The organism is Bacteroides sp. ET489 (assembly GCF_030518095.1).
GTDB lineage: Bacteria > Bacteroidota > Bacteroidia > Bacteroidales > Bacteroidaceae > Bacteroides > Bacteroides ndongoniae.
Window position 1 is genome coordinate 13,384 of record NZ_JAULLJ010000037.1, and the last position, 19,665, is coordinate 33,048.

The following is a 19,665-nucleotide window of genomic DNA, read 5'->3' on the forward strand; positions in this document are numbered from 1 at the left end:
TTCATCGATTTATCAAAAAAAAGATTGTTACATTTTTATTCTACGAACTTCAAACCTTCGCGAAGCCATTTTTCCAATTCTCCGGTCCACTGACGCTTGTACGTAAAGTCGTCACGGAATCCCCAGCCATGCCCGCCGGTAGGATAGGCATGAAGAGTGGCAGGAACCTTCTGCCTGACTAAGGCCAGATAATAGTTGATGCTATTGACGGGAGGAACAGCGGCGTCATCCGTCGAAAGCATAATGAATGCCTGCGGAGTGTGTGAAGTGACCCGGTTTTCAAGGGAATACTCACGCACCAGTTCCTCTGTGGGGTTCTCTCCCAGCAGATTGACCCTGGATCCCCAATGTGTATCCGCTCCCATGGTAATCACCGGATAAAACAGAATCTGAAAATCGGGACGGGTTTCGTCGCTGCCGTAAAGTGTAGCCAAGGAGGCCGCCAGATGTCCACCTGCCGATGCACCCATAATGCCTACGCGCGAAGGATTAATATTCCATTCGGCCGCATGCTGACGAACAAGACGAATAGCCTGTTCGGCATCGGACAAGGGCACTTCGCGATGTCCGTTCGGCATTCTGTACTTTAAAACTACATAAGTAATGCCTTGAGCATTGAACCACGAAGCCATGTCGTGTCCTTCGTGCCCCAAAGCAAGGCGGGCATAACCGCCGCCCGGACACATAATAACGGCCAATCCGTTGGGACAAGCCGCCCGATAAACGGTGATGGTAGGCGTCACGACGTTGGCCACACGCCCACCGTCCAAATCTTCCTGCTCTCCGGTCAATCCGTTTGTATTGGGTGCCCCGTCGGGCCATAATGGAAGCTCGACAGGCTTTTGCGCATATATCATAGTCGTAATGATGAATGAAAAGAATAAAACTAAAATTTTTTTCATGGCATTCGGTTTCTAATAATTATTTTATCTTCATGGAAGCTTTGATAAAGTAGAAGATAAGCACGGCATAAGCCACAAGTGACAATACTTCCGACCAGGAATTGGCAATCCAGGCCTCGTTCATCAGATTGATGTTGCCAAAACGCATGGCAGCACTGACTACTCCCATCAGCGCACCGCCGGCAATGAAACCGGAAGCCAACAGCGTTCCTTTCTCACCGCGTTCGGCATTGACAGCGGCATCCTTGCTGCGGCTGGTAACGTACCAGTTGATGGCTCCACCCACAATCAGAGGAATGTTCAGTTGCAAAGGAATGAACATACCCAATGCAAAAGCCAGTGCAGGCACCTTGCAGAATGTCAGCACAATAGCCAGCAAGGCACCGATGCCGTAAAGCAGCCAGGGAGCCCCCACGCCGCTCATCAGCGGCTCGATGACAGCAGCCATGGCATTGGCCTGCGGGGCAACCAGGTCACCGCTTGTGAATCCATAGGTTTTGTTCAGAATGATCATCACGCCTCCTACGGTAGCCGCCGAAACAATGGTACCCAAGAATTTCCAAGTCTCCTGCTTGACCGGAGTAGTACCCAGCCAATAGCCGATTTTAAGGTCCGTAATGAATCCGCCCGCCATGGACAGTGCCGTACAAACCACACCTCCCATCACCAGAGCGGCTACCATGCCCTCAGGACCTTTCAGTCCGACAGCAACCATAACCACGGAAGCCAGAATCAGTGTCATCAAGGTCATACCAGATACAGGATTGGTTCCCACAATGGCTATGGCGTTGGCAGCAACAGTCGTAAAGAGGAATGAAATGCCGGCCACAAGCAAGATGGCCACTACGGTATGTATCAGGTTGCCCTGCATCACATCAAAATAGAAAAACAGGAAAACCAGAATCAGCGTAATAGCAGAACCTACAACAATAATTTTCATGGAAAGGTCGCGTTGGGTACGCTTCAGATTGCTTTCCACATTCGACTTCCCGCCCATCTCTTTGGCTGCCAGTCCCACAGCACTCTTAATGATGCCCCAGGACTTGATGATGCCGATGATACCGGCCATGGCAATACCACCAATGCCGATGCTCTTGGCATAATAGTCGAATATCTGTTCGGGAGTCATGCTGCCGACAGTCGCCGTGATATCCGGGTTCCACTGATTGAGCACTTCATTGCCCCAAATGAGCGACATGCCGGGAATAATAACCCACCACACAACTAATGAACCGGCACAGATAATGGCCGCATACTTCAATCCTACGATATAGCCCAGACCAAGCACGGCAGCACCCGTATTGACCTTGAAAACCAGCTTCGTCTTTTCGGCCAGCATTTCACCCCAGCCGCAAACACGGGTCGTGAAGTTTTCGTTCCACCAACCGAAAGTAGCTACAATGAAATCGTAAAGACCACCAACAAGACCAGCCATCAGAAGAGGTTTGGCCTGATTGCCGCCCTTTTCGCCGGATACCAGAACCTGTGTCGTGGCAGTCGCTTCGGGAAAAGGATATTTTCCATGCATATCACTGACAAAATACTTACGGAACGGTATCAGGAACAGAATGCCCAACACACCTCCGAGCAGCGAACTGATGAACACTTGCATAAATGTCACCGTAATTTCCTCGGGATAGGTCTCCTGCAATATGTATAATGCCGGCAATGTAAAAATGGCTCCGGCTACAATAACACCCGAACTGGCACCGATGGACTGTATGATCACATTCTCGCCTAAAGCGTTTTTCCGTTTTCCGGCACTGGATATTCCGACAGCAATGATGGCAATAGGAATAGCAGCCTCGAACACCTGGCCGACCTTCAGTCCCAAATAGGCTGCCGCAGCCGAAAAAAGGACAGCCATAGCAATACCCCACAATACCGACCAAAGATTCACCTCCGGATATTTCCTGTCGGGACTCATCAACGGGTTGTATACCTCGCCCGGCTTTAATTCTCGAAAAGCATTTTCCGGCAAACCGGTCTGTTTTTCTAGTTCTTGTTCCATAAGTTAGCAGTTATTTTATGTTTATAATCTTAATTTCCAAATACATACGTTGGATTGATACAAAAAAAACAGGCACGGATTACATAACGAATCACGAACAAAATTCAGTTGTTCTGTGATAGATTGTGTAATCCGTGCCTAAAAGTACATTAAAAATCTGATACCGCCACTATTTTGGTATCAAAAAGTTACTTATTTCTTTTCTTTGGCAGTCATATCCCCTTCTACGTACAACCGCATCATTTCGGTTTTGGCATTGGTTCGCAGCGTAATGGACTTTTTAAAATGTCCCGGATATTTGCCGGCTCCGTTATAAGTTATCTTTATCGTACCCGTTTTGCCAGGAAGTACCGGTTCCTGTGTGTATTCGGGTACCGTACATCCGCAAGAAGCAATAGCCTGATGTATGACCAGAGGAGCATCGCCTACATTGGTAAATGTGAAAACACAGCTGACCACCGGACTATTCTCGGAAAATGTTCCAAAATCGTAAGATGTTTTATCAAACTTAATGTCAGCCTTACCTTGCGCAAAAGCATAGCTTATGCCCACAAGGAGCATTGCCATATACAATACCAGCTTTTTCATTTTTATTTCGTTTTTTAGATTCAACCGCGGCAAAGTTAGCCTTTTTTTATGGAAATGGAAGTTTCCGTATGCGAAATAGTATTAAATAGTAGATTTACTATCACCTTTTCCCTACATATAATAAAAAAGCGCGTTTGCATATCTCGCTAAAAATTCCGAATATTGCGACCAAAATCAGAAACCCGTTATTTTGGACATGCCACACGTGAATACGGAAACCATACATATCAGTAATCTGGCTATCGGATATCCCGGAAAGAAAAATGTAAAAATCGTAGCAGAAGGTATTCAAGCCGGAATCAACAGCGGCGAACTGACTTGCCTGTTAGGATCCAACGGAGTGGGGAAGTCTACACTGCTCCGAACATTATCCGCCTTCCAACCCAAGTTGAGCGGACAGATACGCATTCTGGGGAAAGATATAGAAGAATATACAGACAAGCAGATGGCCAAAGTGATCAGTGTGGTTCTGACCGAACGGTGCGACGTCCAGAATATTACTGTCACCGAACTGGTCGGATTAGGCCGCAGTCCTTATACTGGCTTTTGGGGAATATTGTCCAAAGAAGACAAGGCCATCGTAGAACAGGCTATCGGGCAGGTAGGCATAAGACACCTGGCCCACCGAATGGTACATACCTTAAGCGACGGCGAACGGCAGAAAGTCATGATAGCCAAAGCACTGGCGCAGGAAACCCCCATTATTTATCTGGATGAGCCGACTGCCTTTCTGGATTTTCCCAGTAAAGTAGAAATGATGCAGTTGCTGCACACGCTTAGTCGCCAGACCAACAAAACCATTTTCCTGTCCACGCACGACCTGGAACTGGCACTGCAGATAGCAGACAAGATCTGGCTGATGGACAAGAACAAAGGGGTTGTCATCGGAACTCCGGAAGATCTCTCTCTGGATGGCAGTCTGAACCAATTTTTCGTTCGCAAAGGCATTGTTTTTGAACCAGCGACCGGACTGTTCAGGGTAGACTACGAATGTCCCTTGAAAATAGGACTGAAAGGGCACGGACAACGATATGCCATGGTGCAGAAAGCACTGCAACGCAATGGCATTGAAGGCGATAGCCACTTCACCGATATCTATATTGATACCGATGAAAACAACAGCAACCAATTTGGCATACACGTTCACGGAAAGGAAGTGATCTGTACCGACAACATAGAAGGTTTGCTGAAGATAATAAAGCAACTGAAATAGTATTTTGAATATCATGCACCATTCAAAAGACAATTATACGTACCTGACAACGGCCTCCGTTCCCCGTTTAGTTATCTCATTGGCCATACCGACAATTATCAGTATGCTTGTCACTTCTTTCTATAATATGGCAGATACCTACTTTGTGGGGAAAATCAATACGCAGTCAACGGCAGCAGTAGGCATTGTATTTTCGGTCATGTCCATCATACAGGCCATAGGATTTTTCTTCGGTCATGGCTCCGGCAACTACATCTCGCGCAAGTTGGGAGCCAAAGAGTTGGACAATGCGCATAAGATGGCTGCTACAGGTTTTTTCCTGGCCTTGTTCATGGGAGCGATGCTGACCGTTGTAGGCCTGTTGCTGCTTACTCCTCTTTCCCTGGCATTGGGATCGACCCCGACCATCTTGCCGTACACCGAACGCTACCTGGGGATTGTTCTGTTAGGAGCTCCCTTCATGACCTCGTCGTTAGTACTCAACAACCAAATACGCTTTCAAGGAAATGCCTCGTATGCCATGGTAGGCATTGTTACCGGAGCCGTCATCAATGTCATATTGGATCCGATTCTGATCTTCGGACTCGACATGGGCATATCCGGAGCAGCATGGGCCACCGTTATCAGCCAGATATGCAGTTTCACCCTGCTGCTTTTCATGAGCCGCCGGGGTGAGAATATACGTATCAGTTTCAGCAACTTCACCCCTTCGCGCTCCTTTATCAAGGAAATCATCGGTGGGGGAAGTCCGTCGCTGGCCCGTCAGGGACTTGCCTGCGTAGCTACCATCCTGCTGAATATTGCGGCAGGTGCCTATGGAGATGCCGCCATTGCCGGAATGTCCATTGTGACCAGAATAGCTATGTTCATCAATGCGTTCCTGATAGGTTTCGGACAGGGATTCCAGCCGGTTTGCGGCTTCAACTACGGAGCCGGTCTGTACGCCCGGGTACGTCAGGGGTTCTGGTTCAGCGTCAAAGTAGGATTTGTATTTCTGCTGGTTTGCGCCGTATCGGGCATAGGCTACGCCGAAGAAATCGTTGAACTGTTCCGCAAAGGCGACCCGGCAGTGATTGCTGTGGGTGCCGCGGCATTGCGGTGGCAATTCATCACCTTCCCGTTAGGCTCGTGGATCATCGTCAGCAATATGATGCTGCAAACCATCCGCAAACCGGTACGCGCCACTTTGCTTTCATCGGCCCGTCAGGGACTCTTCTTTATTCCTCTCATCTTCATATTGCCTCATTTTCTGGGTTTGCAGGGAGTTGAAATGTGCCAAGCCTGCTCGGACGTGCTGTCTTTTCTGCTTGCCATTCCACTGACATGCGGCGTACTTTCCGAGATGAAACGGAAAGAGAAGCTTGGTAATGTGCCGACGACGTAAAGAAGAATAATCATCCGCAAAATTCCGTGCCTAAAGGAAAACCGTTCCTTCATTTGACCCACTTTTTTCCTCTTGTAAGAATGCCTCAGCCTTAGCCAGCGTTTCAGGTTTCCCAATGTCGAACCAGTGGAAACCTTGAAGCGGACAGCCTTGTATCCTGACCTTATCGCAAACAGACAGATAGAAAGGAACAATGGAAAACTTACCGCTCCATTGAGGTCCTTCCATATATCGGAAAAGAGTGGGGGAAATCACATGAATACCTCCAAAAGCATACTCCAGAAAGCGATCCGGATCGGGGACAAACCCCTGCGGCTTTACTTCGCCCGTAGCTTTGTTGATCCAACCGTGCAACCGGTTTTCGGCATCGAACAGCAAATAACGCGAAGTTTGCCGCTGGCTGACCAGTAAGGTGGCATCGGCTCCGCTACTGCAATGGGCACGATAGAAGCCGGCCAGATCGATATCGGACAGAATATCAGCGTTATGAACCAGAAACGGTTCGCCACCCTCTAAAAACGGACGGGCCTTCCGAATGCCTCCACCGGTGTCGAGCAATTCATCCCGCTCGTCGCTGATGTGTATGTTCACTCCAAAATGATGATGAGCCTCCAGAAAATCGATAATCTGCTGACCCAAGTGGTGTATGTTGACGGTAATGTCATCGAATCCCGCCTCTTTCAGTTTCTCGATAACCCGCTGAAGCATCGGTTTACCGCCCACCGGAACAAGCGCCTTAGGCGTATGATCGGTCAAAGGACGGAGCCGCGTACCCAGTCCGGCTGCAAAAATCATGGCTTTCATAACTACAAATCTTATACTGAACAAAAAAACGGATTATAAACTTACGGATATATGCTGCTCCCGATGGACGAGCCGCACCTGCACACCAAACTTCCGATGCAGATGTTCGGCTACATGCTGTGCACTGTAAACAGAACGATGCTGTCCGCCCGTGCATCCGAACGAAACGGAAAGGCTGGTAAACCCACGCTCCATATAACGCTTGACAGAAGCATCGACCAAGGCATACACATGCTCCAGAAAGACCGTGATTTCTCCGTCATCTTCCAGGAAACGGATCACCGGTTCGTCCAGTCCGGTCAGCGATTTATAGCGTTCGTACTTTCCGGGATTGTGGACGGCCCGGCAATCGAACACAAAACCGCCCCCATTGCCGGACGTATCTTCCGGAATACCTTTTTTATACGAAAAACTGGTCACCGTGACAACAAGCGGTGATTTTTTCTCCGTAAACCGATCCAGTCCGGTCAGCCGGCTTAATACCTCACACAAATATGGATATTCCTGATAAGGCTCGCGAAGCAACTGGCGCAAACTGTCTATGGCATACGGCACACTCTCCAGAAAATGTGCCTTTTTCTCAAAGTAACCCCGGAAGCCATAAGCCCCCAATACCTGCAAAAGGCGAAACAATACAAAATGCCGCAAGCGATGCTGAAAATCCGGCTCGCTGATCGCCGTATACTTTTGTGCTGCAGACAGATACTCCCGGATCAGTTCCTGTCGGAGTTCTTCCGGATAGCGTGCCTTTGCCTGCCACAGGAAAGACGCCACATCGTAATAGACCGGTCCTTTACGGCCTCCCTGAAAATCGATAAACCATGGAGCACCGTCTTTTATCATCACATTGCGGCTCTGGAAATCGCGATACATGAAGGTAGGCGTATTGTCCTGCAAAAGCACCTCCTTCATTTGCAGGAAATCATCTTCCAAGCGGTCTTCCTGAAAATCGAGTCCGGTAGCTTTCAGGAAACAATACTTGAAATAGTTCAAGTCCCACAAGACGCTGCGACTGTTGAACTGCGCCTGCGGATAGCATTCGGAGAAATCCAGTCCGTCGGCTCCGGCAAACTGAAAGTCGGGAAGCAGACGGATGGTCTGCCGCAACAGGTCTTTCTCCCTTTCGGAGAACACCCCGGTGCTGCGTCCCTGCCCGATGGCATCGAACAGAAGGACGTCGCCCAAATCGTCCTGCAGATAAAACCGGCCGTCTTCCGACCGGGCTACGACTTTGGGCACCGGCACCCCTTTGGATTGAAAATGCCCGTCCAGATAAAGGAAAGCCTTGTTTTCGTCGACCGATTCGCCTTCGACTCCGATTAAATCTGTCACTCCCTTCAGACGGAAGTACCGACGGTTGGAACCCGCCGGCGTCAGTCTGACAATTTCTTCCGGATCCTGTCCGGTATGGTTTCTATAAAGTTCTCTAAGCTCTTCTGGTATCATAAATGTCTTTTTATTCTATCATTATATTTCAATACTGATGATTCCACCATAAGGCGTCAAAGCACTGAAAGCCTCCTCCGGCTTCACCAGCCCGGCATATATCTGCGCACAGATAAGGACGCCTCCATGAGCGAATATGGCAACACGCTGATAATCTGACTTTTTCAGCTCGTCCAGAAACTGGCTGACACGCTGGTACTGCATGGCAAAGGATTCGCCTCCGGTGGCGGCTACGTTCAGATAATCGGCATACCATTCCTTCAGACGGGGATCGTCGTTCGTCTGGAACGGCTTCATCTCCCAGGCTCCGAAATTTATCTCCATAATACGACGGTCGCGCGTAGCGTCGGGATAGCCGCAATAAGCAGCCAGCCTTACGCACCGTGTCAGCGGGCTGGTATACACTTTGTCGAAAGGCAGAAACGCTTTCAGCCCTGCGGCCGTGACAGCCGCTTCCTGCTCGAAAGTTGCCTTCAGAGGCACGTCGGTCTGCCCATAGCACACCCCAGGGGGAACATCTACCGAGGTATGTCGGATAAGAATCACTTCCATATATTGACTATTTCTTTTCTTAGTAATAATGATACATCCACAGGCTTCCCAAATAGAAAGCCAATTCGCACAGCAGGAACATGGCCCCGCAACAATCGCCCGTATACCCGTTCAGGCGTCGCTTCATCAGTCGGCACAACGCTACAAACACAACCACCGGAAACAAAGCAACCGGCCACATGCCGAAAGGAAGCAGGCAAACCAAAGGCAACGCGCCACCGGCCAGAGCCAACAGGAACTCGCTGACCCTCATGCGTTGGTACACGACGTGTGCCTTGCTCTCTTCCTCCTTCCGCGCATAAGGAAGAAAATTGATCAGTTGCGCAGCCGTAAACTTCGACCAGCAGTCGCCACAAAAGGCCAAGGCGCAAAGAAGGTCCAACGGCAATGCGTGTAACTGAAACAACAACAGGAAATAGATTATCAGCCCTATCACCCCGTAGCTGCCAATATGCGAATCCTTCATTATGGCCAGTGTCTGCTCGCGTGTGCGCCCTCCGCCAAATCCGTCGAAGAAGTCGGCCAAGCCATCCTCGTGCAGGCAGCCGGTAAGCAGCAAGCGGGCAATGATGGCACAAAGCCACGCCACCGACATCGGGAACACCTGTGCAGCCAACCACAAGACGGCAGCCATCACGCCTCCGGTCAGCCAACCGACTACCGGCCAATAGGGCACCACATGCTTAAAACTGTCCGAAGAAACCTCTCCCAGCTTCCAGAAAGGCAATCGGGTGAAAAAGATAAAAGCTGCTAATACACTCATTTCCACTTAGAAATATTTGGTTATGGAAGCGTGAGCAAAATTGTCCATCTCGTTGATCATCCGCACTGCCGAATCGACAATGGGATAAGCACAGATGGCACCCGTACCTTCGCCCAAACGAAGCCCCAGATGGAGCAGGGGAGTCGCCCCCATGGCATCGAGCAGCAGCTTGTGGCCGGATTCGTCGCCGCAGTGCCCGAAGATGGCATAATCGAGAACGGCAGGATACAGCTTGCTTGCAGCCAATATACAGTTAGTCATGATAAAGCCGTCCACCAGAATCAGCATCTTCAATTCGGCCGCCTGAAGCATGGCACCTACGGCCATCACCATCTCCAGTCCGCCGAAATAGCGGATCACGTCGCACGGAGAGTAATCGCCTGCATAGTGCTGCAAGGCCTGCTGTAGCACCTGATACTTATGGCGGATACCTTCGGTGTTCAGTCCGCTGCCGGCACCTACGCACTGTTCCAGAGGAATGCCGGTGAAGCAGGTCATCCACAACGACGAGGCCGACGTGTTCCCTATTCCCATTTCCCCGAAGCTAAGCACATTGCTGCCTTCTTCGTGACAGCGCCTCACGACTTCGGCTCCGCGTTCGATGCACAGCTCCATCTCTTCGCGGCTCATTGCTGCCTCGTGCAGGTAGTTGCGGGTTCCGCGGCGAACCTTCATGTCGATGATGCCCTTCTCGTAAGGCAAGTCGTAGTCGACACCTGCATCAACGATTTTCAGTGTAAACCCATGCTGACGGCACAGGAAATTGACTCCGGCGCCCCCATGCAGGAAGTTACTGATCTGCTGCCAAGTCACTTCCTTGGGCGAGAGGCTTACGCCTTCCTCCACGATGCCGTGGTCGGCAGCAAAAATGATGTTCTGCGGATGATGCAGGGCAGGCGACAAGGTCTGCTGCACTAATCCTATCTGGAGGGTAAGAGCCTCCAACATACCTAAAGAGCCTTTGGGCTTGGTCAGGTTGTTTATCTTATCGACCAATGCCTCCCGGATAGCCATATCCGGATGGGGTATATTGAATGTTTTCATGCGGTAATTATAATGGTGAAGGATTAATGGTTAATGGTTAATGATTAATGGGGTACAGGGCTATTTTATTTTCACCGGAATGCCCGATACCATCAGCACGACCTCATCGGACTTTGCTGCCAGATATTGGTTCAGCCAGCCCAGCATATCGGTGAATTTCCGTTGTATTTCGTTTCCGGAGGTGCCACCCATACCTATTTCGTTGGTGACGAAGATAAAGGTGGCTTCTTGCGCCGTAAACCGATCGAACTCCTGCTTGGCGGCTTCGAGCGACCGGCCGACATCGGCTTTCAGTTCGTAGAAGAAATTGGTAGCCCACAGGGTGACACAATCTATCAGCACCACACGGCCTTCTACCGCGTGCCTGCTCAGTTGCTTTTCTTCCTCTATATTGGTCCATTCTTTTCCCCGCCGTGCCTGGTGCCGGAGTACCCGTTGCCGGAATTCCTCGTCCCAGATGCGGGCAGTGGCCATGTAGACGGGGGAGGCGGAGAGAGAAAGTGCCAGCTTTTCGGCATAAGTGCTTTTCCCCGACCGTTCTCCTCCGGTGATAAGTATGATTCGTTTCATGGTTGTCTTCTTCTAAAATTGGAAATAACACACAAAAGTAGGAAATAAATCAGGAAATGCTTGATTCTTTCTAAAAGATTTTATTACCTTTGCCGACGTTTTAAAAGGGAGGTCACCCTCCCAATACATACATCTTGCGGCAGTAGCTCAGTTGGTAGAGCATCAGCTTCCCAAGCTGAGGGTCACGGGTTCGAGTCCCGCTTGCCGCTCCCTCAGAACAAAGGAGGGTGTGTCAAAATGAAAAGTAACTGCTATATTGCTCTTCAGGCACGGATTACACGGAAAAACACTGGGAAAGAAGAATAATCATCCGCGAAATTCCGTGTAATCCGTGCCTAAAGGAAAGCAGTTTTCTAATTTGATACACCCTCTTTTTTACTGCAAAGCCCCCGGACGCCCCTACAGGAAAAGCGTTCGAAACCCCGCCCCAAAGGACATACACCACCTTCCAACCCGACTGCTGATAAAAAAACTGCTGAATGAATGACTTTTGCAAAGAATTTCGTAATTTTGCGTCCTGTTTGAAAAACCGTAATAGGAAAAACTTATAATAAACGAAATAAAAATGGCAGTAGAACTGAAAGACCTTACCAAACGTAGCGAGAATTATTCTCAGTGGTACAACGAATTGGTAGTGAAAGCCGACCTGGCAGAACAGTCGGCTGTGCGTGGATGTATGGTTATCAAACCGTACGGTTACGCTATCTGGGAGAAGATGCAACGTCAGCTGGACACAATGTTCAAGGAGACCGGACACGTCAACGCATATTTCCCCTTGCTTATCCCCAAATCATTCCTTAGCCGCGAGGCCGAACACGTGGAAGGCTTCGCCAAAGAATGTGCAGTAGTAACACACTACCGTCTGAAAAACGATCCGAACGGGGGTGGAGTAGTGGTAGACCCTGCTGCCAAGCTGGAAGAAGAACTCATCATCCGTCCCACATCGGAGACCATCATCTGGAATACGTACAAGAACTGGATCAACTCCTACCGTGACCTGCCCATCCTGTGCAACCAATGGGCCAACGTATTCCGCTGGGAGATGCGTACGCGCCTGTTCCTGCGTACAGCCGAATTCCTGTGGCAAGAAGGACACACGGCCCACGCCACCCGCGAAGAGGCTGAGGAAGAAGCCGTAAGAATGCTGAACGTCTACAGCGACTTCGCCGAGAAGTACATGGCTGTTCCCGTCATCAAGGGTGTGAAGTCGGCCAACGAACGCTTCGCCGGTGCCCTCAACACTTACACCATCGAGGCCATGATGCAGGACGGTAAGGCACTGCAAAGCGGTACATCACACTTCTTGGGACAAAACTTTGCCAAAGCATTCGACGTGCAGTTCGTCAATAAGGAAAACAAGCTGGAATACGTATGGGCTACTTCCTGGGGTGTGTCCACCCGTCTGATGGGAGCCCTGATCATGACCCACTCCGACGATAACGGACTGGTACTTCCGCCTCACCTGGCTCCGATACAGGTAGTGATTGTGCCCATCTACAAAAACGCCGAGATGCTGGCCAAGATCGACGAGAAAGTGGCAGGCATCGTGGCCAAACTGAAGGCAATGGGTATCTCCGTGAAGTACGACAATGCCGACAACAAGCGTCCCGGATTCAAGTTTGCCGACTACGAAGTGAAGGGCGTGCCCGTGCGTCTGGTAATGGGTGGCCGCGACCTGGAAAACAACACGATGGAAATCATGCGTCGCGACACGCTGGAGAAAGAGACCCGCTCGTGCGAGGGCATCGAAGAGTACGTAAAAGACCTCCTCGAAGACATCCAGGCCAACATCTACAAGAAAGCGCTCGATTACCGCAACAAGCGCATCATCAGCGTAGACAGCTACGATGAATTCAAGGAGAAAATCGAAGAAGGCGGATTCATCCTGGCCCACTGGGACGGTACGACCGAGACCGAAGAAAAGATCAAGGAAGAGACCAAAGCAACCATCCGCTGCATCCCGTTCGACTCCTTCATCCCCGGCGACAAAGAGCCCGGCAAGTGTATGGTGACAGGCAAGCCTTCGGCATGCCGCGTAGTCTTTGCCCGCTCATATTGATACCCGTCGGGACGAAAGATACACACAACCTGAAAAAACAACAGTACGTAGTGAACCGGCCGCAAGGCCTTCGCTACGTACTGTTTGTTTTCGGGGGGGCATATCCCGTCCGCCTTCCTCACACAGTTTTCCAATCCTCTATCGTCCCGGTCTGCGAAGAGAAGCTTGCACCTATCTTATACAGTGTGCGTGCATCCGAAGCATATTCGCGTGCATAACCTTTTTCTTCTATCTGTCGCAAAGCCTCGTCCGCAGTGCCATCGAGCTTGAATTCGAAGATGTAAACGTATTGCGGAGTTTCCAGTACACAGTCCACACGGCCGTGGCTCTGAACCTTCTCCACATAGACGGTATAGACGCTTATCAGGCGAAGAATCAGATAGAACGTATACTGGAAATAACGTTCACGTTCCACCTCATCGTCCTTGCGGCGCATAGTATAGGGAATGCCAGAAAGGAACGACGTGAACAACGTGCCCAACCTGTCCACATCGCCTGCACGCAGCGTGCGAACCACGTCGCGAACCCATCCGCCCGTATCTTCCGACGACTGCAGATACGACGAAGCAAGCATGGTCAGAAAACCGCTTTTCACCTCGTTGTTCGGAAAGTCCAGCAGGAATGTATTGAAGTCCATGTCGTAATCCTTGATGGTCAGATAGCCGCTCTGGTAAATCATCGGCAACGGACGTTCCACGTCGGCCTTGTAGTCGATGAACTCTTCCGGGCGGTAGTACTTGCCCGTCAGTTCGTTTATATTCTCCCTGAAATGGGAAAGTAGGCGGATGAGGTAGGTAGGCGTGCCCGAACGGAACCAGTAATCGTCCACGCTACGGCTGTCCAGCGCATTAAGCAGGCTGAAGGGGTTGTACACGTCCGTCATGCGTTTGCTGAAGTGGTAGCCGTCATACTGTTGCTTCAGCCGTTGCTTCATCTCTTCCGACGTACAGCGGTAGTCCACCGCCATGTCGGCAATGGGTTGCGGGAAGTAGCGGTCGATCTCTTCCTGCGTGATGCCGCACAACGCCTCGTAACGTCCGTCCATGCTGATGTCCTTCGGCTGGTTGAAACCGCTGAACACGCTCACCTGCGAGAACTTTGTCACGCCCGTCAGCAGCACGAACTGCAGATGCTCGTCTGCCACCTTGAATACCGAGTAAAAGGCTTTCAGCACGTTGCGGTGATGCTCCTCCAGCACAGGGTCAACGTCGAGCACGTCCAGAATCGGTTTGTCGTACTCGTCGACAAGGACCACGGCGCGACGCCCCGTCTGCTTATGGGCGGCTTCGAGCACTCTCTGAAAACGTCCTCCCAAGTCCAGCCGGTCTGGTTCCGAAGCCAGACCGTAGTCGGCTTCCCAGCCTGCCACATAGCCGTGCAAACGTTTCTGCAATGCGTCCGCTTCTGCGAAGTTACTGCCATTGAAGTCCAGATGAAACACCGGATAAACGTCCCATGCCTGTTCCATGCGTTCTATCTTCAGCCCCTTGAACAGTTCCTTACGGCCAAGATAATAGTTCTTCAGCGTAGAGACAAGCAAGCTCTTGCCGAAACGGCGGGGACGGCTCAGGAAGTAGATGCTGCTCTCGTGCGTCAGGCTGTATATCAGGTCGGTCTTGTCCACGTAGACGTAACCGTCTTCGACAATGCGGTCGAAACTTTGAATGCCAATGGGATATTTCATGTCGGGTCAAATGAATAATGATTAAACATACATCTCGGTCCCGACAAAGATAGTGAAAGTCGAATGCAGAAAAAACAAGCTCGCTTGATTTTTTTTGCTGAGACGTATCCTAGCTTATCAAAAGATAGTGAAAGTGATATACAGCGTGTCGTAAAGCCTACCACCCCGCCCGTTGGGCACCCCTCCTTCCCGAAGGAGGGGAGCGCAGATACCGTTCAACACACCCTATTCAGATACCTTTGTCTTGCCCCCCTCCATTCTTCATTGTCATGCTGAACGTAGTGAAGCATCTCTCTTCAGCTGGCTGTTGAGATTCTTCGCTGTCGCTCAGAATGACAGATACATTCTTCATTCCTCATTCTTCATTCTTCATTTTCTTCCTTATCCCAGCGGATCCTCCCCGCCCGGCTCCGTCGTTCCGCCGCCGGGTTCCTGGCCGCCGCCGTCCTCGCCATCGGGCACGGGGCGTGCGGGGATTTCGTCGTCCAGCAGTTCCCAGAAGATGTCGCTGCTCACCAGGCTGCGGGTGGTCACCTTGTTACTACTGTCGCGTGTGGTCTCGGGGATGAAGCGCACGCGCGTGCCCGTTATCTGCTGCGCGCCCACCTTGTCGGGCGAGTCCACGCCCTGGCCTTCGGCGTTGGCGGTGTAGTAGAAGGTGCCCACACCGTCCAGCTTGACGGAGCGGCCGTTGTTCATGTAGTCGCCGATGACGCCGCCCAGCAGCTTGAGCACAGACAGCACGTCGCCCACACTAAGCGACGACAGGTCGGCCAGTTTCTTGGCCACGGTGTCGGTACCGACGGGGCGGCCGATGGTTACAGACACGGGATACCACTTCCCATTACTCTTCATTTGTTTTTTCTTAAAGTATGCCATAGTACAAAGTTTTTTTACTTCCTGCCGGCAGGCTGTCCGGAAGCCTCCCTACCTTAGGCTATCAAAGGTGGGGAGTTTGGTTGGCAAAGGTGGGGAGTTTGATTATCAAAGGTGGGGAGTTTGACTCTCCCCCTCCACAACCCCTTCCTGACGGGGTGCCGACATTCGGCGGTTTGACAATAAAATTTATTCATTTCGTAACCGGGCGGAACCGGAGTTGCGCCCGGGTTTTAAGCCCATGTAATAATGGTCAGCCCGTGTATCCCGGGTCTTTTGCCGCAGCGAGGGAGACGGTGTAGGTATATTCCTCGCCCGCCTGCCAGTCGGTATCGTTCTTCATCTTATAGACGAAGACCTTGCCGTTGGTGAATTTGCAGGTAATGAATGTCGTGCCCGCTGCCACACTTTGCGGGGCGACGAGGGCGGTGTAGGTGTCGCCACTCTTGTCATACGGGGTGATTTCGGCCGGGTTGCCGTTCTCGGTGGAGAGGCCCGTCAGCTGCACGGACTTCAGCCCCTCGGTGTAGTCCGTCAGAACGACGGTCACCCGCGCCGTGCGGTGCGTAAAGGCAAGCGTGGGTGTGCCTCCGTTGTAATGCAGCAGTTCCTCCGCCACGCCGATGTGGTCGCTTTGGGCATATCCGTCACCGCGCTGGTCTGCCTGCACCGTCACGGCGGGCATCGAGGTCTGCCCGTCCGTATAGGGCCACCATGCCGATACGGTGACGGCACTTTCTCCCGCCCAGTAGTGCGGGTCATCGCTGCTGAGGGTGGCGGTAAGGTTGTCGGAAGAGGGGGTCACGCGGTATGCTTTCACTTCGTTGCCTATTTGGATGGCGACCGCAGTCACGCCCTCCCAGTCGCCGTCCACCGTGGCGCGGGTGCCGGTGGTGGTTGCCGCCGTGGGATTCAGTCCCTTGGCGGTAAAGGTCATGGGTATGCCCTCCGGTGCTTCGGGGAGCAGAACCGCATCGTCCTGCGTGCAGGCTGCGGCCGCAAGGAGCAGGGCGAGTGCCGGGAATGTATATAGGGTATATCGTTTCATATCGTCCTGTTTTTACTGGTTACTCTGCAATACGGGCAGGCCGTCCGTGCCAAGTTTCCATTGATAGTCGTTGCCGGTAAGGGCAGCGTTCATGCCACCAACAGCGGTCTGCCAAGTGATCGTGCCCTCCACCTTCGTGGCTTCTACCGTTCCTCCTTCGTTAGAACGATACCCATTCGTGGTATTTCCGTCCCAGAAGCAGGCGGTGATGGTGCCATAGTTGAAAGCGACGATACCATAGCCCTCATTCTCCTTCAATGTTCCGCTGAACCAGCAAGCGACGATTGTACCCAAATTAAAATTGGCAATACCACTCGTAAAACTATAAGCAGAAATTTCCCCAGTCATGGAGCAGGCCATGATAGTACCATAGTTATTTACCACTATCCCGGCTGTAGCTCCGCTTGATTCGTTTAATTTCACATCCACGAGTTGCAGATTCTTTACCGTTGCACTTTCTCCTATTCCTCCAAAAAGCGATGAAGCATTTAATCCCGTGATGCTGTACCCCTGTCCGTCGAAAGTGCCGTTGTATGTTTGAAAGCTATTACCTACCGGTGTCCACTCCTTGCCCGTTAGGTTAATGTTTTCGGTGAGGGTGCAGTTCAGCGTGTAGTCGCTTTGCGCAGCCTCGTTCCATGCCAGCAGGCCGTTAGCGTTATAGACTGTGTAGCTGCCGTCGTCCTGTATGAAATAACCCAAATCCTCTGCCGTGCCGCTCTCGCCGTCGCCGTCAGTCCAGCCGCCGATGGTGCAGCCTGCCAGTTCCAGTCCTTTGGCGGTGACACTGACGGTGTAGGTATAGCGGCTGCCGGCTGCCAGCACCACATCGCTATGCGGACGGAAATAGTAAGTACCTCCGCCTAAATCCACCTGTATGAACGGTGTATTCGCCTTCACGGTCTGCGGTGCGGTGAGGGCTTCGTAGGTGTCGCTGCCCGCCGCGTAGGTGCGGATAGTGGCGGGATTGCCGTTATCCGTGCTCAAGCCGGTCACGGAAACATCGGCTCCCGTCACGCTCGGGATGCCGTCTCCCGGTTTAAGAAGAACCGTTATACGCGCCGTGCGGTGGCTGAACTCAAGCGTCGGGTTGTCGAACTGCACGGTCTGGGCTTTGGCAGAGATAAAGTCGCTGCCCTCGAAGCCTTCCTTCGTGCTTTGGTCTGCCTTGACTACCACATCGGGCATCGTGGTGCCGTATGGCCACCATGCCGAAACGGTGATGTCCTCGCGGCTTGTCCACCAGAACGGGTCGGTGTCGCTGCTCAGGGTGGCTGTCTTGTAGCCGTCGGCATCGGATGCCGTCACATCGTATTCCTTCACCGTGCCGCCCACGCTGAGGGCTACGGTCTGTACACCCTGCCAGTCGCCATCCACAGTGGCGCGTGAGGCAGGGGTTGCCACGGCTTGCAGGCCGGTGGCGCGGATTACCAATGGATACTCGCCTTCGAGCAACGTGCCGCCGCCGAGGTCATCCTGCGTGCAGGCAGTCGCTGCAAAAAGCAGGACGGTTGCTGCGGACAGTATATGCAATGGAAGTCTGTTGTTCATATTCTTAGTCTTTTAGGAATGATATTCTTAAAGGTCTGCATTCACATTGCCGCCGTTCACCGGGTTCCAGTCGCTGATAGTGGCTGAGCTGACGGTTAAGTCCTTGTTGCGGACGGTGACGGTGTAGGTGTAGTTGTTGCCGGCTTTCAGTGCGCCGTCGGGAATGGTGAGCGTGGCGGTGTAGGGCTGGCTGTTGTAGTTCACGCTCAGTTCGATACTTGTCGTTGACTGCGGGAAGAGGATGACCGACGAGGTGAGTACGCCGTCCAGTTCCATTGTAAGGTCGGCTGTCTGTGCGTTCGCATCCGTTTCCGCCGTGCCGGTGGCGGTGTCGAAGCTGCCCTCCAGCACCAGTCCGGAGAGTGTGTAGCCGGTGGGTTTGATGGTATTGAAGTCCACACCGCTTCCTGCCTTGAAGGTGAGCGTAATCTGACTCATGCAGTGGTGGAAGGAACAGTCCTTGCCGCCTGCATCAGTGTCGTCGGTAAAGTTCACTTCAGGATTGTGCGTACTGGCAGTGGCACCGGTGGCATAGAGGAAGTCGATGGCGGGCTGGTCCTGCTGCGCCGTGGCATCGGTGGTGGCGGTCAGTGTCCCACCGTCCGCATCGTAAGGATAGTAGGCGGAGAAGGTGGTCGGGTCGTCATCTTGGAAGAAGATAATGGTTCCTGCCGGTGTGAACTTCCCGCTTTCCCACCGGTAGGGGACATTGGTGTAGCCGAAGCGGCTTTCGGAGATGCCTATCTCGTCACGTTCCGCCCAGGCGGTTCCGCTGGCGCGGGTGGCTACGGCGTCGGAAATTTCGGCATTAATCACTGCGGCCACGGGGCCGTCGTTCAGGTTCTCGTTGTCGTTGTTGCAGGCGGCCAGTGTCAGTGCCAGCGCTGCGAGTGCAAAATGTCTTGTTTTCATCCTATTCACTATTAATTGTTAATTATTCATTCTTCATTTTCTTACATCCCCGCATCCACATCGCCTCCGTCCACCGGTTCCCAACCGGTGATTTCGGCGTTGCCTTCCTCCATGCCGACAGGCGTTTCCAGTGTGCCGGTCACGCGGTAGGCGGTGGTCATATCGCCGTTAAAGTCCGCAAGGGCTTCCGTCAGGTCGACCTCCGTGCGCTGTGTGCGTCCGCCGTCCACAAATACGATGTCCAGCACCATGGTCTGT

The 19,665-nt window shown here is 52.0% G+C and carries 17 protein-coding genes, 1 tRNA gene and 2 pseudogenes; 4 read left to right on the forward strand and 16 right to left on the reverse strand.

All coding sequences use genetic code 11. The annotated features are described in order from the left end of the window. Positions 1-35: 35 nt before the first annotated feature. The 3 genes from Q3C19_RS15370 to Q3C19_RS15380 all read right to left on the reverse strand — a co-directional run bounded on the left by Q3C19_RS15370 (position 36) and on the right by Q3C19_RS15380 (position 3,501). Positions 36-902, reverse strand: a complete 867-nt coding sequence (locus tag Q3C19_RS15370) for an alpha/beta hydrolase (protein WP_302730467.1) — start codon at positions 900-902, stop codon at positions 36-38. Between the two features lie 19 nt (positions 903-921). Further along, the gene (locus Q3C19_RS15375) at positions 922-2,913 is read right to left on the reverse strand and encodes an OPT family oligopeptide transporter (RefSeq protein ID WP_302730469.1); all 1,992 of its coding nucleotides are present in this window, start codon (positions 2,911-2,913) and stop codon (positions 922-924) included. Positions 2,914-3,105: 192 nt separating this feature from the next. Then, entirely contained in the window at positions 3,106-3,501 is a 396-nt protein-coding gene (locus tag Q3C19_RS15380) for a DUF1573 domain-containing protein (protein WP_022162007.1), read from the reverse strand. A gap of 205 nt (positions 3,502-3,706) precedes the next feature. Between Q3C19_RS15380 and Q3C19_RS15385 the strand changes: the two genes are divergently transcribed. Together Q3C19_RS15385 and Q3C19_RS15390 are read left to right on the forward strand one after the other, a co-directional pair. Further along, a complete protein-coding gene (locus Q3C19_RS15385) occupies positions 3,707-4,714 on the forward strand; it encodes an ABC transporter ATP-binding protein (RefSeq protein WP_071150707.1) in 1,008 nt (335 codons plus the stop codon). 10 nt (positions 4,715-4,724) lie between these two features. Continuing rightward, the gene (locus tag Q3C19_RS15390) at positions 4,725-6,098 is read left to right on the forward strand and encodes an MATE family efflux transporter (protein WP_302730486.1); all 1,374 of its coding nucleotides are present in this window, start codon (positions 4,725-4,727) and stop codon (positions 6,096-6,098) included. 30 nt (positions 6,099-6,128) lie between these two features. On the opposite strand, the gene Q3C19_RS15395 is transcribed toward Q3C19_RS15390, so the two are convergent. Genes Q3C19_RS15395 through cobU form a run of 6 tightly spaced genes read right to left on the reverse strand, consistent with a single transcriptional unit; the run spans position 6,129 to position 11,277 of the window. After that, positions 6,129-6,902 (reverse strand): nucleotidyltransferase family protein, encoded by a 774-nt coding sequence (locus tag Q3C19_RS15395; RefSeq protein WP_277122226.1) that lies wholly within the window; start codon positions 6,900-6,902, stop codon positions 6,129-6,131. A gap of 33 nt (positions 6,903-6,935) precedes the next feature. Next, entirely contained in the window at positions 6,936-8,348 is a 1,413-nt protein-coding gene (locus Q3C19_RS15400) for an RNase adapter RapZ (protein WP_302730471.1), read from the reverse strand. Positions 8,349-8,369: 21 nt separating this feature from the next. Next, entirely contained in the window at positions 8,370-8,900 is a 531-nt protein-coding gene (gene cobC / locus Q3C19_RS15405) for an alpha-ribazole phosphatase (protein ID WP_071149644.1), read from the reverse strand. A 19-nt stretch (positions 8,901-8,919) separates the two neighbouring features. Beyond that, on the reverse strand, positions 8,920-9,663 hold the full coding sequence (locus tag Q3C19_RS15410) for an adenosylcobinamide-GDP ribazoletransferase (RefSeq protein ID WP_302730474.1): 744 nt from the start codon (positions 9,661-9,663) through the stop codon (positions 8,920-8,922). A gap of 6 nt (positions 9,664-9,669) precedes the next feature. After that, the gene (cobT, locus tag Q3C19_RS15415) at positions 9,670-10,707 is read right to left on the reverse strand and encodes a nicotinate-nucleotide--dimethylbenzimidazole phosphoribosyltransferase (RefSeq protein WP_302730476.1); all 1,038 of its coding nucleotides are present in this window, start codon (positions 10,705-10,707) and stop codon (positions 9,670-9,672) included. Positions 10,708-10,767: 60 nt separating this feature from the next. Continuing rightward, positions 10,768-11,277 carry a bifunctional adenosylcobinamide kinase/adenosylcobinamide-phosphate guanylyltransferase gene (gene cobU, locus Q3C19_RS15420; RefSeq protein WP_302730478.1) on the reverse strand — a complete coding sequence of 170 codons (510 nt, stop codon included), beginning with the start codon at positions 11,275-11,277 and terminating at the stop codon, positions 10,768-10,770. A 136-nt stretch (positions 11,278-11,413) separates the two neighbouring features. Here cobU and Q3C19_RS15425 point away from each other — a divergent pair. Then, positions 11,414-11,486: transfer RNA gene (locus Q3C19_RS15425), tRNA-Gly, on the forward strand. 356 nt (positions 11,487-11,842) lie between these two features. Next, positions 11,843-13,336 (forward strand): proline--tRNA ligase, encoded by a 1,494-nt coding sequence (proS, locus tag Q3C19_RS15430; RefSeq protein WP_022161989.1) that lies wholly within the window; start codon positions 11,843-11,845, stop codon positions 13,334-13,336. Between the two features lie 118 nt (positions 13,337-13,454). Here proS and Q3C19_RS15435 read toward each other — a convergent pair whose 3' ends face one another. From Q3C19_RS15435 to Q3C19_RS15465, 7 genes and pseudogenes are all read right to left on the reverse strand, one after another. Beyond that, positions 13,455-15,020, reverse strand: a complete 1,566-nt coding sequence (locus Q3C19_RS15435; protein ID WP_277122233.1) for an ATP-binding protein — start codon at positions 15,018-15,020, stop codon at positions 13,455-13,457. A 229-nt stretch (positions 15,021-15,249) separates the two neighbouring features. Continuing rightward, positions 15,250-15,372: a hypothetical protein gene (locus tag Q3C19_RS15440; RefSeq protein WP_262483116.1), complete on the reverse strand. Its 123-nt coding sequence runs from the start codon at positions 15,370-15,372 to the stop codon at positions 15,250-15,252. A 29-nt stretch (positions 15,373-15,401) separates the two neighbouring features. Then, positions 15,402-15,899: an HU family DNA-binding protein gene (locus tag Q3C19_RS15445; protein ID WP_277122235.1), complete on the reverse strand. Its 498-nt coding sequence runs from the start codon at positions 15,897-15,899 to the stop codon at positions 15,402-15,404. Positions 15,900-16,155: 256 nt separating this feature from the next. Further along, positions 16,156-16,944: pseudogene (locus Q3C19_RS15450) on the reverse strand (fimbrillin family protein); the annotation flags it as partial. 12 nt (positions 16,945-16,956) lie between these two features. After that, positions 16,957-18,495 (reverse strand): fimbrillin family protein, encoded by a 1,539-nt coding sequence (locus tag Q3C19_RS15455; protein ID WP_302730481.1) that lies wholly within the window; start codon positions 18,493-18,495, stop codon positions 16,957-16,959. 27 nt (positions 18,496-18,522) lie between these two features. Continuing rightward, positions 18,523-19,407, reverse strand: coding sequence for a fimbrillin family protein (locus tag Q3C19_RS15460; RefSeq protein WP_302730483.1), 885 nt, complete (start codon positions 19,405-19,407; stop codon positions 18,523-18,525). A 41-nt stretch (positions 19,408-19,448) separates the two neighbouring features. Further along, positions 19,449-19,665 (reverse strand): annotated as a pseudogene (locus Q3C19_RS15465) (hypothetical protein); the annotation flags it as partial.

Coding starts and splice junctions, on each gene's coding strand:
- Q3C19_RS15370 (WP_302730467.1), bottom strand. CDS start 902: ATGAAAAAAATTTTAGTTTTATTCTTTTCATTCATCATTACGACTATG.
- Q3C19_RS15375 (WP_302730469.1), bottom strand. CDS start 2,913: ATGGAACAAGAACTAGAAAAACAGACCGGTTTGCCGGAAAATGCTTTT.
- Q3C19_RS15380 (WP_022162007.1), bottom strand. CDS start 3,501: ATGAAAAAGCTGGTATTGTATATGGCAATGCTCCTTGTGGGCATAAGC.
- Q3C19_RS15395 (WP_277122226.1), bottom strand. CDS start 6,902: ATGAAAGCCATGATTTTTGCAGCCGGACTGGGTACGCGGCTCCGTCCT.
- Q3C19_RS15400 (WP_302730471.1), bottom strand. CDS start 8,348: ATGATACCAGAAGAGCTTAGAGAACTTTATAGAAACCATACCGGACAG.
- cobC (WP_071149644.1), bottom strand. CDS start 8,900: ATGGAAGTGATTCTTATCCGACATACCTCGGTAGATGTTCCCCCTGGG.
- Q3C19_RS15410 (WP_302730474.1), bottom strand. CDS start 9,663: ATGAGTGTATTAGCAGCTTTTATCTTTTTCACCCGATTGCCTTTCTGG.
- cobT (WP_302730476.1), bottom strand. CDS start 10,707: ATGAAAACATTCAATATACCCCATCCGGATATGGCTATCCGGGAGGCA.
- cobU (WP_302730478.1), bottom strand. CDS start 11,277: ATGAAACGAATCATACTTATCACCGGAGGAGAACGGTCGGGGAAAAGC.
- proS (WP_022161989.1), top strand. CDS start 11,843: ATGGCAGTAGAACTGAAAGACCTTACCAAACGTAGCGAGAATTATTCT.
- Q3C19_RS15435 (WP_277122233.1), bottom strand. CDS start 15,020: ATGAAATATCCCATTGGCATTCAAAGTTTCGACCGCATTGTCGAAGAC.
- Q3C19_RS15440 (WP_262483116.1), bottom strand. CDS start 15,372: ATGAAGAATGTATCTGTCATTCTGAGCGACAGCGAAGAATCTCAACAG.
- Q3C19_RS15445 (WP_277122235.1), bottom strand. CDS start 15,899: ATGGCATACTTTAAGAAAAAACAAATGAAGAGTAATGGGAAGTGGTAT.
- Q3C19_RS15455 (WP_302730481.1), bottom strand. CDS start 18,495: ATGAACAACAGACTTCCATTGCATATACTGTCCGCAGCAACCGTCCTG.
- Q3C19_RS15460 (WP_302730483.1), bottom strand. CDS start 19,407: ATGAAAACAAGACATTTTGCACTCGCAGCGCTGGCACTGACACTGGCC.